Source organism: Streptomyces sp. TRM68367 (genome assembly GCF_014495685.1).
In the GTDB taxonomy this organism is placed as follows: domain Bacteria; phylum Actinomycetota; class Actinomycetes; order Streptomycetales; family Streptomycetaceae; genus Streptomyces.
The window spans coordinates 1-14,011 of record NZ_JACTVI010000148.1; the positions used below are offsets into that span (position 1 = coordinate 1).

Here is a 14,011-nt window from a genome sequence, read left to right on the forward strand (position 1 = left end):
CGGCCCAACGCCACACCCCCGGCCCGAGACACCCCCGGGCCGGTCACACCATACGAATCAACGACCCGCGAAGTACGGGACTAGCCGCGCACACAGGAGAAGCCCCTTGGCGTACGGCTGTTCACTCCCGTGCCACGGCCGCCCCACCCGCCGGAGTGAACAATCCCGGCCCCACCTCGGCGAGCGCGCCCGCGACGACCAGGCGCTTGAGGTGATGACGGACCTTCTCCACCCGGCGCGGCACCACTTCCTCGCCCAGCGCCTCAACCACGTCCTTGCACCGCACCGCCGTGCCGTCGTTGACGGCGAACGCCTCCACCACGTGCCGCACCTTGGCCGTGAACTCCTCCGTCTTCGCCGCCCGCGCCGTGACCGCCCCGGCCGTCCACGGACCGGGCCGCTGAGCCGGAACGCCGCCGTTCGACGTGGCGACGACGTGAGCGGCCGGAAGTTCCCCGACCACCTGCCGAGCCGTGTCCAGACGGAGCAGCTCCGCTTCCCGGGCCCCGATCAACTCCGCGATCCGTTCCGCCTCGATCCGCAACCGCTCCACCTCACCACGACAAGCCAGACCCGCTCCTCCAGCAGCCGTTGGACCTCCTCGCACCCCATCCGCGTCCCTCTCCGCGCCCGCTCGAACCGGCTGATCAGCCAGATACCGCAACGAAGAGGACACCACCTCGGACACGCCACCACCGACGAAGGTCACTCATGGGGAAACGCACCTTACGTCACCCACACAGTCGGAGCCGGGCTGTGGGTCCAGAAATGGGACGATTCCGGCCCGGGGCGGCTGATAACTCCGCAAAATTTCTTCCCCCACGAGTGCGGCAGTGAGGCAGGATCGGCACACGCAGAAGGATGACGAAGGGATGGATCGTGCACACCAGCCGCACCATGCACACCCGCGAGTTCGGCATAACGTCCGGTGGGGAACCGGCCACGCTCGACGACGTCCTGCCCGAGCTGACGACCGAGGACCGCGTCGCCGTGGTCACGCACTCGCCCGGCGGCGCACTCGCCGCCGCGCCGTTGCTCCTCGCGGCGGTCGGGAGCTACTACGAGCAGCTGCGTGCTGAGCGAGCGGACGACTTCTACCGCTACCCCAGCTACTTCGTGCTGCACGTCGGCCGGATGCGCGGCTACCACGGCTGGCTGGACGTCTGGCCCGAACACCGTGACGTGGTCGTCCGCCCCCAGGGAGAAGCAGTCCTGGAGGCCCTGCACGACCGGGCGATCACCCGCGTACTGCTCGAAGCGGCTGTACCGGCCGAGGGCGAGCTGATGCGCGAGAACGCCAACTGGTTCCTCGAGGACGTACGCAGCGTGCTCATCTTCGACCCCAAGGCGAACCACGGGACGGTCGGCGTCCGCCCTTCCGCCGTCGCCGCGAAGATGATCGAGCGGGTCGTCGGCGCCTCGGAAGGGCTTCTGCCCAAGGCGACGGCTGCCGCGATCCTCGAACGGGCAGCGGAAACACGGTACTTCGAACCCGTCACGCCCGCAGATGCTCTGACCCATGTGTGCGGCTACGGGGCGACGCCCGACACGATCGGCCAGAGCTCCGACTACCTGGCCCGCCACGGAGCCACCGCCCGGACCATGGCGGCGCACCGATTCAGCGTGTCGCCGTAACGTTGGCACCACGAACAGTCGCCGTCGCCTCAGTGGTCCGTCGGGGTCGCTGAGGGGTCGAGCGGTGCGCGGAGTGGGAGGCGCCGGGCCACGTGCCTGGTGACGACGAGCAGGGCATCAAACCGAGGGTTTGCGTGCCCGTCCGCGAGCACGGGATGCTCCTTGCCTTCCTCTGGGACCTGCCCAGCGCCGACGCCGTCCTCCTCCTGCGAGCCGTCATCGACAACGGCGACTTCGAGGACTACTGGGCGTATCACCAGCAACGTGAGTACCTCCGCGACCACGCCACCCGCTACAGCGACGAACTCGCCCTCGCCGCATGACATGGACGCCACATCTCACTCACACGGAAACGCACCCATTCGAACTCGTGAGGGGTTGCCCCCAACACGCTTTCCAAATGTTCGTCTGGGGGTTCGGCAACACCCGTCAGCGTCCTGACCTGGGCCGAGAGGGCCCGATGGAAGTACTCCGGACACCTCTGAACAGAGGTGAATGCAACCCAAACTGCAACCCTCGGACCGGCTTCCCGGCGGGGTGTGCCATGCTGCCCCGCCACCCGAAGGAGCGCAACGACTACTTCAGGTCTCGGCGACGGGCACCCACGCGATCGTTGCATTTGTTGCGCGTGGGGGCAGTGGTTCGACGGCGCTGAGACCTGCCACCACGAAACGGATCGAATCCCTGATGAGCGGTGCTGGGTCTTGCCCGGTGGCGCTGTTCTGCCTGGTCAGCGCCACGCGTCTTGATGCTCGATCCTCTGCGCGGCGGCCTATGTTTCGACGTCCGCTCACGCATCGCTCACGCGTCCCGACTTGCTCAATGAGAGGAGCCTGCCCACCGGACAACGCGTGGAGGTCCCTTTCGCACACAGGCTCAGAAGCTCGTCAGCGTCCCCGGCAGGTTGAACGTCTGGGACGTCCCCGTGTCCAGGTCCACCACGGTTGCGGTGTTGTCCGAGACCATCACCCAGCCATCACGCGTGTGTCGCAGCAGAGACGAGCTGTCTACGCCTTTGGCTGTCACTCGCCGCAGTTCACGCCCGCTTCTCCGGTCCAGCTCGATGAGATCGCTGTCCTCCCCGGTGTTCACCGCGACCACGACGGTGTTCTTCGACGCCTGCACGGCATCGACCCTTCCGCCGACTGCGCTCACCACCGTTGCCTCGTCCGTGTTCTTCAGGGTCACTTTCACCGTGGTTCCCTGGCTGTTCCGGGTGGGGGTACCGGCCAGGACCGGGGTGCCTGCCGGACATGCCAGTTGCTGCACCTGCACGCCGCCGGTCTCTCCGACCTGCCTGGTCCTGCCGGTGGTGAGGTCGAGCACACTCGCCTTCGTGCCGGATCCCTGTCCGGTAGCCAGGCACACCGTGTCACTGGACGGATCGGACGCCGCCAGCGTGACCGATCCCGGAACCTGCACGTCCCGGACCTTCTTCCACGTCTTCGCATCGCGTACCAGCACACTGGTGGTATCGCTGTCCGCCGTGGCAGCGCCCTGATCGCTTCCGGAGGACTCATGAACGGCCGCGACCAGGCTCTCGCCCGGCACGAGTTCACGCAGCCGCTCCGCATCGTCCTTCTCATCCAGGGCGTGCCGGGCGGTGTTCAACGCGAAAAGCCGGTCCGGACGCTGCCCTTTGCGGGGCGTTGACAGCCACCACGTCCCGTCGGCCAACTGCACGAGCTGAGGAGCCAGCACGTCATCGTCGCCGTCCTTCTGCGGCACAACAGCCAGCGCCTGCGCGTGGTGGGCTTCGGGATTGATGCCGACCACCACCGTGTGCCCGGACACGCTCGCAGTCACAAAGGTCTGCGATCCCTTCCAGTCCGTTCCCAACTCCACATCGTCGGAACCGGAACAGGAGGCCAACAGGGCAGCGGACACCGCGAGCGCGGCGTACGACGTCTTGAGCCGCATGACAGGGATCACCAGTCCTTCATGGCGTCAGTGGGGGACATGCGCGCGGCACGACGCGCCGGGAGCACGGCGCCGGCAGCTACGACGACAACAATCGCAATCGACAGGGAGATCAGCGTCGGCGTTTCCGGAAGCGGCACCGTGTCGCGCACATACGGGGCGATATCGCCGATGTGCCGAAGACCAGCAGCCGCCGCACTGGACGCGCCCACCGCAAGCACGACGCCGGCCGCAGCTGCCACCACCCCGGCGATCGCCATCTCCGCCACGAGCATCCCCATCACCGAGCGGCTACGGAAACCGACTGCCTTGAGGATGCCTACTTCCTGAGCCCGCTGCCGCCCCAGCGCACCCGTCACCGTGACCGCCCCGACGAAGGCGAGCACGCCTAGGACGCCGAGCAGCACGTTCCCGGTCAGCCTGACCAACTGCAGCACTCCGGGCAGAGCCTGAAGCTGCTGCTGCAAGGAGGCCGCCGGGTAGTTCATCCTCTGCACGGCCTTGAGCACGCCCGGTACATGGGCGGCGCTGTCAGCCACCACCGTCAGCTGATCCCACCCCGACGTGCGCAGGTAGTCGTTGGTCGTCTTGCCGGCCGCAGCCGCCGCCCACTTCACCACGGTCGCATCGTCCGCATAGGCGACGTCCGGGCCGTCGAACTGCCAGCTCGGGTCGTACAGGCCCACCACCTTCACCCGGTCGCTCACCGTGTCCCCCACGCCGGGCCGCACGTATCGGTGCGCGTCCACCGTCACCGTCCTGCCCACCATCGAAGACATGTCCACCCCATGCGTGGAGGCGGGAAAGACCACCTCTCCAGGGTGCAGCGGGAACAGCTGCTTGCGTACCGACTTGACCACGGGGGGCGCCAGCGCCTTGCGGTAGGTCGTCGCATACAACAGGTCGGCCCCCTCAGGGTTGTCCCGTACCGGCATGGACACCTGAAGCCTGTGCTGGACCGACTCCACGTGAGCGATCTTCGCCAGGCGCGTCTCCGTCGCGTCCGTCAGCTGAGCAGTGTCAGGACGCCCCTCCGGGGAGTCCACCGTGACCGACCGGTTCGCAGTCGACTCCCCGACCTGGCTGGTTGTCGTCCCCTGCGCGTTCGAGGCGATCCCGATCGCGCTCAGGCACACCGCTCCGGCGACCGCGACCATCGCCACCAGCCCCAGTAGCCGCCTGCGCAGCGCTTGCACGTTCCACCACGCGACCTGAAGCAGGTTCACAGCTCACCCTCCCGCGAACGCCGGGTGGTTGCCCAGGAGCGGCCGTTCGTCTCGTCCTGTGCCGAAAGACCAGCGCTCCGGCCCAGTCGGTGAACGACGTCGGCCGCATCCGCAACCGCCTGATTGTGGGTGACGACCAGCACCCCCCGCCCGTCGTCCGCCAACTCCCGGAACAAGCCCAGCAACAGGGCCTCGCTCTCGGTGTCCAGGTTTCCCGTGGGTTCGTCGGCCAGCAGCAGTGGCGGATCGTTCACCAGCGCTCGGGCCAGCGCCACGCGCTGTTGTTCGCCCCCGGACAGCTCGCTGGGCCGGTGCTCGCACCGGTCTCCCAGCCCCACGCGCTCCAGCAAACTGCGCGCCCGGGCCTCTGCCTCCCGGCGCCTGCCGGTGTACGGAAGCAGGACATTACGCAGGGCGCTGTGCTGCGGCAGCAGGTTGTAGGACTGGAAGACGAACCCCAGACGCCGACGCCGCAGGTCCGCGAGTGCGCTGTCCGACAGGCCGTGGGTGTCGTGGCCCTCCAGATCCACCCGGCCGGTGTCGGGTTTCGTCAGCAGCCCGAGAATGTGCATTAGGGTGGTTTTGCCCGATCCGGAGTGTCCGACAAGCGCGGTGACACATCCCGGCGCGACTGCAAGGTCGATGTCTTTGAGGACGTCGACCCGCTGGCCGCGCAGCGTATAGGACTTGCCTACCCCACTCGCTGTCAGCAGTGTGTTCAAGGAGGTTCTGCTCACTTTCTGTCTCAGGGGCCCTACGAGGGCAGAGTTCCCAGCTTCTGATCCAGTGCCTTGTCCAGCTCCCACACGGCCCATGTCGTCTTGAGGTCGCAGCCCGGCTCGTCATCGGGTCGGTACAGGCCGGGCAGCCCCGGGCAGCCCCGGTGCGCCCTGAACTGACTGGCAAGGTGTCTCACCATGGACTCGTCGGCATGCCCGCCGAGCAGCAGGTAGGCGCGGACGATCAGCGCACGGTCATAGACGCTTGCGCGGGGCCCCGGGTCGGCTGCCCATCGCCTGAGCACGTTCGCGGTCAGCCATCCAGGTGTCCGATCCTCCTGGCCGGCCTGGTGCAGGCCGACCACCAGCGTGGCAGCCGCCTGCGCGCGTTCCAGATCGTCAACACTCCAGCGTGTGACGGAGGGAACCGGTATCGGTACGCCGGACTCCGCGCAGTCCCATGCCGCACGCTGCCAGGCCACCACGTTGTCTGCGGTAATCGTGGCCGGCACCGTCGACGGATCCTGGCACAGTGCGGCCTCCTGACGGGAAAGCGGCTCACCGCCGGCGCTGTGCTTGAGCGCGGCCAGGTTCAACCGCGCAGCGCCGTCGCGGGGCGCGTCCTGGGAGTTGGCCTGCTCCTCGACCGCAGCCAGGAGACGTTTGTCCCGCACAGGCCATCCGGCCACGCTCCGCAGCTGCTGCACGAACAGCGACGCGTCGGGCGTGCCCAGGTAGGAGGACGGGTCACGCACCGTTCCGTCCTGCATGCGCTCCTGCTCGAGACGGCGGGTGACCGCCGAGAACGCCCCCTTGGAGCTGCCGGTGGCGCGCAGGATGTGCACCAGGTTGTAGAGCTGGTCGTAGTCGAGGCTTACGACGTTGTGGGACAGAGCCTGCTGCCATGTCTTCCGGTCCACATGCGGCTCTTTGCCAGCCGACTCCTGGAGCAGTACGTAGTTGTACGTATCCTCCAGCAGGGCGGCGCGTTCCTTGTCCGGCCGCTCGGTGAACCGGCCCGTGTCCGGAGCCGCCACCGACGTCAGGGAGCCAGGGACGAACTTGCCGAGCAGGTGCAGGCAGCGTGCCAGGGCCGCGGCCTCGTCCAGTTGCGGCCTGCCGTCTGCCAGCCGGCCCAGCCAGTCGGCGGTGGCCGCCTTGTCGGCGGCGGGAAGCTTCGCGAGAGTTCCAGTGGCAGCCTCCACCTCCAGCGCCGCCCAAGTGGCACCCAGACGCCCTTCGTCGCTCTTCTCTCCGAGCGCGGGATCTTCGTACCACCCCCTGCCGGTTCGCAGTTTCTCCACATCCTGCGCGTCGCCGGGCCCCAGCACCGCCGACGCCCCGGCCTCGCGCAGTGGGACAAGCCAGTACCTCCCCCACAGCGCGGATGCCTTGAGCGCATCGGAGCGCAGCGCTGCGGCCGTCGTGGCTCCCACTGTGACCTTCGGCTTCGCGCCGGTCTCCTCCAGGATGCGCAGCGCATAGGACTGGGCTTCGGGGCTGCCGCGCTCTTCCCTCAGGAAAGGGTGGTAGTACAGGCCGTTGGCCTGGCTGACGAGGCTCTGGAAGTAGGCCGGTTCCCTGCTTCCATGGTGGCTGCCCTGCGAGGTGCAGGACACGGCCGGCATCAAGACGCAGGCCGCAACAGCCGCCCACGCCGCTTTCCTCGCGACTCTCCTGGCGTGAGACATACTCGTTCTCCCCCGTAAGAGACCTCTGCCCCCGCCAAGGGGGCGGGGGCAGAGACGTTCAGGTGGTGCGCAGCGTCAAGCGCGGATCAGGCAGCGCCGGCGTAGACGCACTTCTCCGTGAACTTGATGCTGCTGGTGATCTGGGCCGAGCCACAGGACTTCGTCGACACGTACACGGTCAGGCTGCTGGGCTTCATCTGACCGTAGGTGTCCGCGATCCACTTGTGGCCGCCGTAGTTCTTCCAGCGGACCGTGCCCTGCGACTTGCTGTTCATCGTCAGCGTCGCCTCAGGGTTCTTCGAGATCTTGATGGAGACGCTGACGCCGTGAGCGGCCAGGATGGCCCGGTTCTGCACCCACTGGGCATTGTCGTGAGCTGAGCCCTTGTACAGCTTGGTCGACGCCTTCCAGTCGCAGGCGGTCACGTACGAGCCACAGTGCCAGGCGTTCACCTGCATCTTGTGGCCCGGGATGCCCCAGGTGTTCGAGGCAGACGTGGCGTGCGCGGGCGCAGCTGCGAACAGCAGCGCGCCAGCGGCCACCGCAGCGGCACCGCCAGAGGCCAGGCGCGAGAGAGTACGCATGATTTCTCCCCGTAGAAGTGGAAATGCTTCCTTGACCATGCGCCCGGCGCCGCAGACGGCACCTGCACGCACGTTCCACTGATTTCTACGTCCTGGCCGCACCGGCGACCATCGCACCTTCGGGCATCCTGCCCTCCAGGGCTACTTCAGGAGCTCAGGCCACAGAAGCTCAGCCCCGCTTCGTGCATGCCTTCTGCTTGGCCAGCCCCGACACGATCCCGGACAGCTCACTGACGACGGCGTCCTTGTCCTTGATTCGCTCCGACATCGTGACCTCGGCCGCAGGACTACGCCCGTACGACAGAACCGTCTTCACCCCGTCGTGGGTCTTCTTCGCGTTCACGACCCAGTCGACCCCCTTCACCGACGTGCACGAAGCCGACTCCGGGACGTCCGAGATATTCCCGCAGCGGAGAATCACATCACCGTCCCCCCACACGGCCGTTCCCTTCTGGTCGGAATCATTGCGCTCATGGCCCCCCAGCTTCTGCGGCGCCTTAGTCACCAGACTGGAGCACGCGGCGCTGGCACCCCCCGGAGCCCCCGACACGTTGTAGGAACGCGAGGATGTCCCGCACGCCGCGAGAGCGGCGGCACACACAGCGATCACGCCAATCTGTGCCAGACGTCGGCCAGAGGTCATCTCCATGAGTAATCCCTTGTCTAGGTAACGCAGTTATGGGCTTTCTTCGGCGAAGGCCACACGCTAGAAGGCGGTACACGGCGCTCTCGTACGGAACGCCGGCCATGCCGGTGACCGGTGTCAGTCCTCGCGGATACTGAGCAGGTCGCCGGGCTGGCAGTTCAGTTCGCGGCAGATCGCGGTGAGGGTGGAGAAGCGGATCGCCTTCGCCCGGTCGTTCTTCAGGACGGAGAGGTTGACCACCGTCACCTCGACCTTGGCCGCCAGTTCGGACAGGGTCATGCCGCGCTCGGCCAGCAGCCGGTCCAGGTGGACCTTGACCCGGTGTTCCTCCTCTGGCGGCATCAGACCAGCCCCTCTGTGTCGGCGCGGAGCTTCGTACCACGCCGGAAGACCTCACCCAGGGCCAGGATGAGGAAGGCGAGCAGGACGTACTCGCCGGTGAACGTGATCGAGGAGGGGATCTGATCGGCCATGGGGGTGCCGCTCACCAGTGCCTCCGTGGTGAGCGTCGGCAGCACCGGGGAGAGGACGGCCTGCACCAGCACCGTGAGCCCTATGGCGCTCAGGCGGCGGGCGTTCTTCGGCACGAAGACATCGCCGGCTCGCAGCGTCCTGGCAATCTGAAGGAGGAGGGCCAGGACGAGGAGCAGCAGCAGACCGCCGATGACGTCCGGCAGCGCGAGCAACAGGCGCTGGCTCAGGTCGGGGTGGGCAAAGACGAGGTCGGCCTGGTGGGTTCCGGTGAGGGTCATGCCGTGGCCCGCCACCGCGTCGGTCACGGTGCCCGGTACCCGGGTCGTGGTCTCGGCCTTGACCTCGCGGGTGTCCACGGGGTCGAGGAGACCGATCACCCCGAGGGCCGGGAGCAACACCCCGAAGACGCCGACAAGCAGAGCGGCCAGGCCCAGAGCTGCCTCCAGCAGCCGATTGTCGGTCCGGCTCCACCAGGACTTCGTACCCACGGTTCCCCCTGTCGTTCGCAGCGCGCATATCGCTTATCGATAGTATCGATAAGCGATATGCGCGCTGTCAAGCTCAGGGTGTAGCGGCGGATAAGGCGGGTCTCACGAGAGGAGCCCCGCCGACGGCTGCCCCGAGGCCATCCGTAGGGCGGCCCAGGAGTTCGGCGTCCATCCCGCGGCACCGCGTTGATGGATCTACCAGAACGAGGCGACCGCCTTACCGCCACACCCGAGGCACCCATAGCCCTGCACAAGAAGAACACCTGGACCGACTGGGCGAACGAGATCGTCAGAGCCGGTCGGCGAGGCGACGGTGATGGGCGTAGGCAAAGAGGGCTGCTTCGGTGCGGCCGGCTACTTTGATCTTGGTCATGAGGTTGGTCAGGTGTGACTTGACGGTGCGTTCGGCTATGCCTAGTCGGCGGCTGATTTCGCGATTGTCGGCCGCATGGCTGAGCAGCATGAGGACTTGGCGTTCTCGGGGGGTGAGAGAGGGGATGGCGTTGGGGTCTCCTGGGGCAGGCGGAGTGGCTGGGGTGAAGCTGAAGCCCCCTTGCGGTCCCGTTCTCTGGTCGTCCGTCGCGAGGTAAGTCAAAGCGGTGGTCTCCCCGTTCGTCTCTGTCTGACCGCTTTAGCCGGTTATCCCCTTACTCTCCTTAGGCTGCTTGCCAGCCGGGGTTTCGGCGCTGGGCGGCGGTTGTGGCGACACCGTGATCCGGTTGGTTGGGTCGATGGTGTCGCACATTTGTGCTCCCCTCATAGCGCGTCTCCAATCCGATATGGCTGGTCAGGGCCGTGTGGACTGCAGTCGTTGAGGTCGGTCACCCACGCCCGGAGGCGCGCCATCATGGGGGCGGGTTCAGTAAATGGTCAATATTCGCTCAAGTAAAGGGACTTGACGCAGTTTTGAAGTTGCCTCATAGGTCAGTGCCCTCCAAGACGATGCCCGATCGTCCGATACCGCACGGCGCTCGGCTGTTGTTCCTACTCGTCGATCGTCGCGAGTCCAGTGCCGCCTGAAGGTGCCGGTGGCCCTTGTCCGACCCCCGGGGGTTCTCCGTGCGACCACTTGCTCTTACGTAGGAGGCGGGCCGCCGTTGCCCCTACCCACAGATGGGCATGTGCTTCGGGTGCCGTGCCCGACCGCATCTCTCACTGCGTGCAGGAGGACTCGCCATGACAGTCTTGGATGAGGCGCGCACCGTTGTCCGTCCCCACAGCACCACCTGGTACGACCTGGTGGTCAGCATGCCGCCCGGGCTGAACGGTGATCGTGACCTCGGTGCGGTGGGGTAGTGCCAGGTCCACCCATCGCTCCGGATCGGTGAAGCCCGCCAGTTCACCTTCGGGGAGCAGCCGTAAGGTCAGCACGGTGGAACCGCCAGCTCCGCCCAGACGGTTTTGCCCCAGCGCATCTCGTCGTAGCCCCAGCGGTGCGACAGCGCGTCGACCATCATCAGGCCGCGTCCGGTCTCATCGCCGCCGGCGACCAGATCCATCTTCGGCAGCGCAGGGGATCTGTCGGTGACGCCGATCCGCACGAGATCGTTCGTTACGCGCCGGACGGACACCCGGACCAGACGGCACGGGGTGTGGCGGACCGCGTTGCCCACCAGCTCGGAGACGATCAACGTGCCTGCGTCGGCCAACTCGCCCATGCCCCAGGTGTTCAGCGCGGCCGCAACGAGCAGCCGGGCACGACGGGCCGTCTCAGGCTTGCAGGGGAGGGTTTCGGTGTAGGCGGGCGGTCCGACTGCGGTGGGTCTGGTCATGACGCTCACGGGGTCGTCTCCTCGGGGCTGGGACGTCCCGCTCGCAACGGGGGAACGAGCGGGACTCTCCTCCACTGCCGCCGAGGGCGAGCCTGGCCTGTCCGGCGACGCCAACGACCGTACGGAGAGCCGGAGTTCTGTCTCAACGAAATTGCGGGGAATTGCGCAACGTTATCCGAGAGAGTTGATCGCCGCGTTGATCAAGGCGCGAGCGGCGTTGCCGTGGACGGCCATCTTCGTCAACTCCCCGAACGCCTTGCGGTAGTCGGCGAGTTCGCGCGGCTGCACCACGTTGACCTCGGCCGTGAGGGTTTCCACGACGCTGCGCGTGCCGTCGTGGAGGTAGAACGCCTCCAGTGGCCACATGGTCCTTCGAGCCGTGAAGGGTATGACGCCGAGGGAGACGGAAGGGAGCGGCATCACGGTCAGCAGATGCCTCAGCTGCCCGGCCATCGTCTCGGCGTCGCCGACGCGGTAGCGGAGGACGCACTCCTCCATGAGTACGACGAACCGGTGTCCGCCCTCGTACAGGAACCGGCTCCGGGCAACGCGCGCCGCGACGGCCTCGGAGACGTCGTTTGGGGTGCCCTGGAAGTCGGTGATGGCCTCCATCAGGGCCGTGGCGTAGGCGGGGGTCTGGAAGAAGCCGGGCACGACGTTGGAGACGTACGCGCGAGTGACGCCGGTCTGCGCGTAGAGGTCGTAGAAGTCTTCCTGGGTCTTGCGCATGCCGGTCCGGTGGGCCCTGCGCCACTCCAGATACATCGAGTCGACGGCACGGGCCGTGGCGATCAGGTCGTCGGCCTGGTCGGCGGCCCCGCAGGCAGCACACCAGGAGCGGATGTCCGCGTCGGTTGGCTGTACCTCGCCTTTTTGGATGCGGGTGGTTTTCGCGGGATGCCAGCCGCACCGGTCGGAGAGTTCCTTCCCGGTGAGGCCGGCGTCCTTGCGCAGGTGAGTCAGGCGCACGGCGAGCGCTTCACGGGCCGCTTGCGCGCTGGACGAGGGGGAGGCGGTCATGGAGCGCAGGCGGGGTCAGATAGTGTACTTCTCGTGGTCGACGGCACGCTCCCATACGGCCTCGAAGGCGTCGGAGCAGAGCTTGACCACTGCGGGGTCCTCGCTGAATTCCTTGGGCGGATCCGCCCAGTCACCGTCCCCGGTGAAGATGTTGAACTGCACCAGGCGGTCGTCGAACAGCCAGAAGTCGGCTCCCGGCAGGGCGATGTCCACGGCCCGCCGACGGGGCAGCCAGCGCACCAACTCACCGGCATCGACATTCAGCGAGGTGGCGGCGTGCTCCCACCGGATGTAGTCCGTCACGGGCTCGGAAACGATCCTGGCCCGGCGCATCACCACGCCACGGCCGACGGCCTCCAGCACGATGCCCAGCCAGTCGGGCCACCACCGCGCCGTCGGGTCGAGATCGACGTGGCCCGTGTGCTTGAACTGCTCGAACTCCTCAGCTTCGTCACCGACGCCGTACGCGTCACGCATCTCCAGATGCACCGCGCTGCGGCGTGTACCGGCCAGCAGCTCAGCGAAGCTCGGCACGCCGTTCTGCGACATCGTACGCCTCCCTCAGAATCGGCACCATGCGGGCGGGGATGCGGATCACCGTCTCGTGGGAGGGGATTCCCACCGCGTGCCCGGCCACCCACTCCGTACCACTGATCAGTGCCTCCAGCACTTCCTCGGCCTTGACGCCCTGGAGGACCAGGTCAGCCGTCTCCTCTTCCACCCACACCGTCGGCGACTCCTCGCCCCCGGTGTTCGGGTCGATTCCGATGAACCGTAGGTCCACGATGCCCTCCCGGATCAAGTCGGTTGCGCGTTCTTGCGTGCGACGCTTCCGAAGGGTGCGAGGGTCGTCAAGGGCGCGTGGCGAGTTCAGGACGACGTTGGCTTGAACCCACCAGCTCTCAGCCGCGGAAACCGCAAAGAGTAAAACGGAACACCTACCGGCGCTGCCGGCGCTGCTGTTCGGTGGGCGCCGCCGTTGCGGGCTGGACGCTGCTGCTCCGCTGAGTGGAGATCGAGCCTGCCATGGTCGACTGCAGGCGAGCGGCTTCGGCGCGGCGGTGGGGTGCCGGGTTGCGGCCGGTGTGTTGGATGCGGGTGATCAGGACGCGGGCGGGCTGACGCGCGATGATCAACTCGCGTTGAGCTGCGGCTTCCTTGAGGAGTTGGTGGGGTTGGTGGCCGCGGGCTTCGGCGTCGGCGAGGACGGTGGCGAGCGCGGGCCAGGCCGGGTCGGTGAGGATTTGCTCGGCGTGGTCGGGGACGGCTGCTCGTACGTCGCTGGCCAGAATGCGGCGGACTTGATCCCTGGGTGGCCGGGCTGTGAGTTCGGCGAGCGTCGGGGCGAGGGCGCGGTCGGCGGCTGTCTGGAGGTGCTGGACGGCTTGGCGGGCGGCGTCGCCCTGGTGGGCGTGGTGTTTCGCTTCGTGCCAGCGCCTGGCGACGATGGCGGCCCAGACGAGGGCTGCGACCAGTGCGGCCAAGGCGCTGCCGTCGGGGCCGGTGGCGGTGTGGACGATGTCGCGTGCCGCGCTGCGCAGGGCGTGGGCAGCTCGGTCTTCGGCCCGGACCTGGGACCGCTGGGCTCGGGCGAACGTCTTCGAGGCGGCCTGGAGTTCGGCGTGCAGATGGGCGGGTGCCTTCTGGGCGGTGGCTTCGATCAGTTCGCCGAGGGCGGTGATGTGGGCCTGGGCGTGGGTGTCGTCGGCGAGGTCGGTGTGGAGGCTGTCGAGGGCGTCGGCGGCTTCGTGCCAGGGGGTGCTGGGGTGGTTGCGGCGGGCGGTGGGGTGTTCTTCGGGTTGGCTGGATTCGAGGCGGGCCTTGATTTTGGGCAGG

At 67.4% G+C, this 14,011-nt stretch carries 17 protein-coding genes and 1 pseudogene; 3 read left to right on the forward strand and 15 right to left on the reverse strand.

Annotation, left to right across the window (positions count from 1 at the left end):
• Positions 1 to 121: 121 nt before the first annotated feature.
• Positions 122 to 544, reverse strand: coding sequence for a hypothetical protein (locus H8R17_RS41995; RefSeq protein WP_187828460.1), 423 nt, complete (start codon positions 542 to 544; stop codon positions 122 to 124).
• Positions 545 to 861: 317 nt separating this feature from the next.
• Here H8R17_RS41995 and H8R17_RS42000 point away from each other — a divergent pair, with 317 nt between their 5' ends.
• Positions 862 to 1,635: a hypothetical protein gene (locus H8R17_RS42000; RefSeq protein ID WP_187828461.1), complete on the forward strand. Its 774-nt coding sequence runs from the start codon at positions 862 to 864 to the stop codon at positions 1,633 to 1,635.
• Between the two features lie 92 nt (positions 1,636 to 1,727).
• Positions 1,728 to 1,958: a hypothetical protein gene (locus H8R17_RS42005; protein ID WP_187828462.1), complete on the forward strand. Its 231-nt coding sequence runs from the start codon at positions 1,728 to 1,730 to the stop codon at positions 1,956 to 1,958.
• A 553-nt stretch (positions 1,959 to 2,511) separates the two neighbouring features.
• On the opposite strand, the gene H8R17_RS42010 is transcribed toward H8R17_RS42005, so the two are convergent.
• Both H8R17_RS42010 and H8R17_RS42015 read right to left on the reverse strand, forming a co-directional pair.
• Positions 2,512 to 3,555, reverse strand: a complete 1,044-nt coding sequence (locus H8R17_RS42010) for a hypothetical protein (protein ID WP_223126093.1) — start codon at positions 3,553 to 3,555, stop codon at positions 2,512 to 2,514.
• A gap of 8 nt (positions 3,556 to 3,563) precedes the next feature.
• Positions 3,564 to 4,523, reverse strand: coding sequence for an ABC transporter permease (locus H8R17_RS42015; RefSeq protein WP_316959705.1), 960 nt, complete (start codon positions 4,521 to 4,523; stop codon positions 3,564 to 3,566).
• A gap of 79 nt (positions 4,524 to 4,602) precedes the next feature.
• On the opposite strand from H8R17_RS42015, the gene H8R17_RS48140 reads away from it, so the two are divergent.
• Entirely contained in the window at positions 4,603 to 4,770 is a 168-nt protein-coding gene (locus tag H8R17_RS48140; RefSeq protein WP_262505938.1) for a hypothetical protein, read from the forward strand.
• Between the two features lie 7 nt (positions 4,771 to 4,777).
• Here the strand turns inward: H8R17_RS48140 and H8R17_RS42020 are convergent, their stop codons facing one another.
• From H8R17_RS42020 to H8R17_RS42075, 12 genes and pseudogenes are all read right to left on the reverse strand, one after another.
• Positions 4,778 to 5,503: an ABC transporter ATP-binding protein gene (locus tag H8R17_RS42020; protein ID WP_187828465.1), complete on the reverse strand. Its 726-nt coding sequence runs from the start codon at positions 5,501 to 5,503 to the stop codon at positions 4,778 to 4,780.
• 32 nt (positions 5,504 to 5,535) lie between these two features.
• Complete coding sequence (locus tag H8R17_RS42025; RefSeq protein ID WP_223126094.1) at positions 5,536 to 7,128, reverse strand: hypothetical protein; 1,593 nt, start codon at positions 7,126 to 7,128, stop codon at positions 5,536 to 5,538.
• Between the two features lie 149 nt (positions 7,129 to 7,277).
• The gene (locus H8R17_RS42030; RefSeq protein ID WP_187828467.1) at positions 7,278 to 7,775 is read right to left on the reverse strand and encodes a hypothetical protein; all 498 of its coding nucleotides are present in this window, start codon (positions 7,773 to 7,775) and stop codon (positions 7,278 to 7,280) included.
• Between the two features lie 169 nt (positions 7,776 to 7,944).
• A complete protein-coding gene (locus H8R17_RS42035; protein ID WP_187828468.1) occupies positions 7,945 to 8,424 on the reverse strand; it encodes a DUF3515 family protein in 480 nt (159 codons plus the stop codon).
• A gap of 114 nt (positions 8,425 to 8,538) precedes the next feature.
• Positions 8,539 to 8,763, reverse strand: coding sequence for a helix-turn-helix transcriptional regulator (locus tag H8R17_RS42040; RefSeq protein ID WP_145879340.1), 225 nt, complete (start codon positions 8,761 to 8,763; stop codon positions 8,539 to 8,541).
• The gene (locus H8R17_RS42045) at positions 8,763 to 9,383 is read right to left on the reverse strand and encodes a DUF2975 domain-containing protein (protein ID WP_187828469.1); all 621 of its coding nucleotides are present in this window, start codon (positions 9,381 to 9,383) and stop codon (positions 8,763 to 8,765) included. The genes H8R17_RS42040 and H8R17_RS42045 overlap by 1 nt, the downstream gene beginning before the upstream one ends.
• A gap of 289 nt (positions 9,384 to 9,672) precedes the next feature.
• Complete coding sequence (locus H8R17_RS42050) at positions 9,673 to 9,978, reverse strand: helix-turn-helix transcriptional regulator (protein ID WP_187828470.1); 306 nt, start codon at positions 9,976 to 9,978, stop codon at positions 9,673 to 9,675.
• 769 nt (positions 9,979 to 10,747) lie between these two features.
• The gene (locus H8R17_RS42055) at positions 10,748 to 11,155 is read right to left on the reverse strand and encodes an ATP-binding protein (protein WP_187828474.1); all 408 of its coding nucleotides are present in this window, start codon (positions 11,153 to 11,155) and stop codon (positions 10,748 to 10,750) included.
• Positions 11,156 to 11,326: 171 nt separating this feature from the next.
• Positions 11,327 to 12,175: a helix-turn-helix transcriptional regulator gene (locus H8R17_RS42060; protein WP_187828471.1), complete on the reverse strand. Its 849-nt coding sequence runs from the start codon at positions 12,173 to 12,175 to the stop codon at positions 11,327 to 11,329.
• A 15-nt stretch (positions 12,176 to 12,190) separates the two neighbouring features.
• On the reverse strand, positions 12,191 to 12,724 hold the full coding sequence (locus H8R17_RS42065) for a DUF6879 family protein (RefSeq protein ID WP_187828472.1): 534 nt from the start codon (positions 12,722 to 12,724) through the stop codon (positions 12,191 to 12,193).
• Positions 12,693 to 12,959, reverse strand: coding sequence for a hypothetical protein (locus H8R17_RS42070; protein ID WP_187828473.1), 267 nt, complete (start codon positions 12,957 to 12,959; stop codon positions 12,693 to 12,695). Before H8R17_RS42070 ends, H8R17_RS42065 begins: the two co-directional genes overlap by 32 nt.
• Before the next feature lie 154 nt (positions 12,960 to 13,113).
• A pseudogene (locus tag H8R17_RS42075) lies at positions 13,114 to 14,011 on the reverse strand (mobilization protein); the annotation flags it as partial.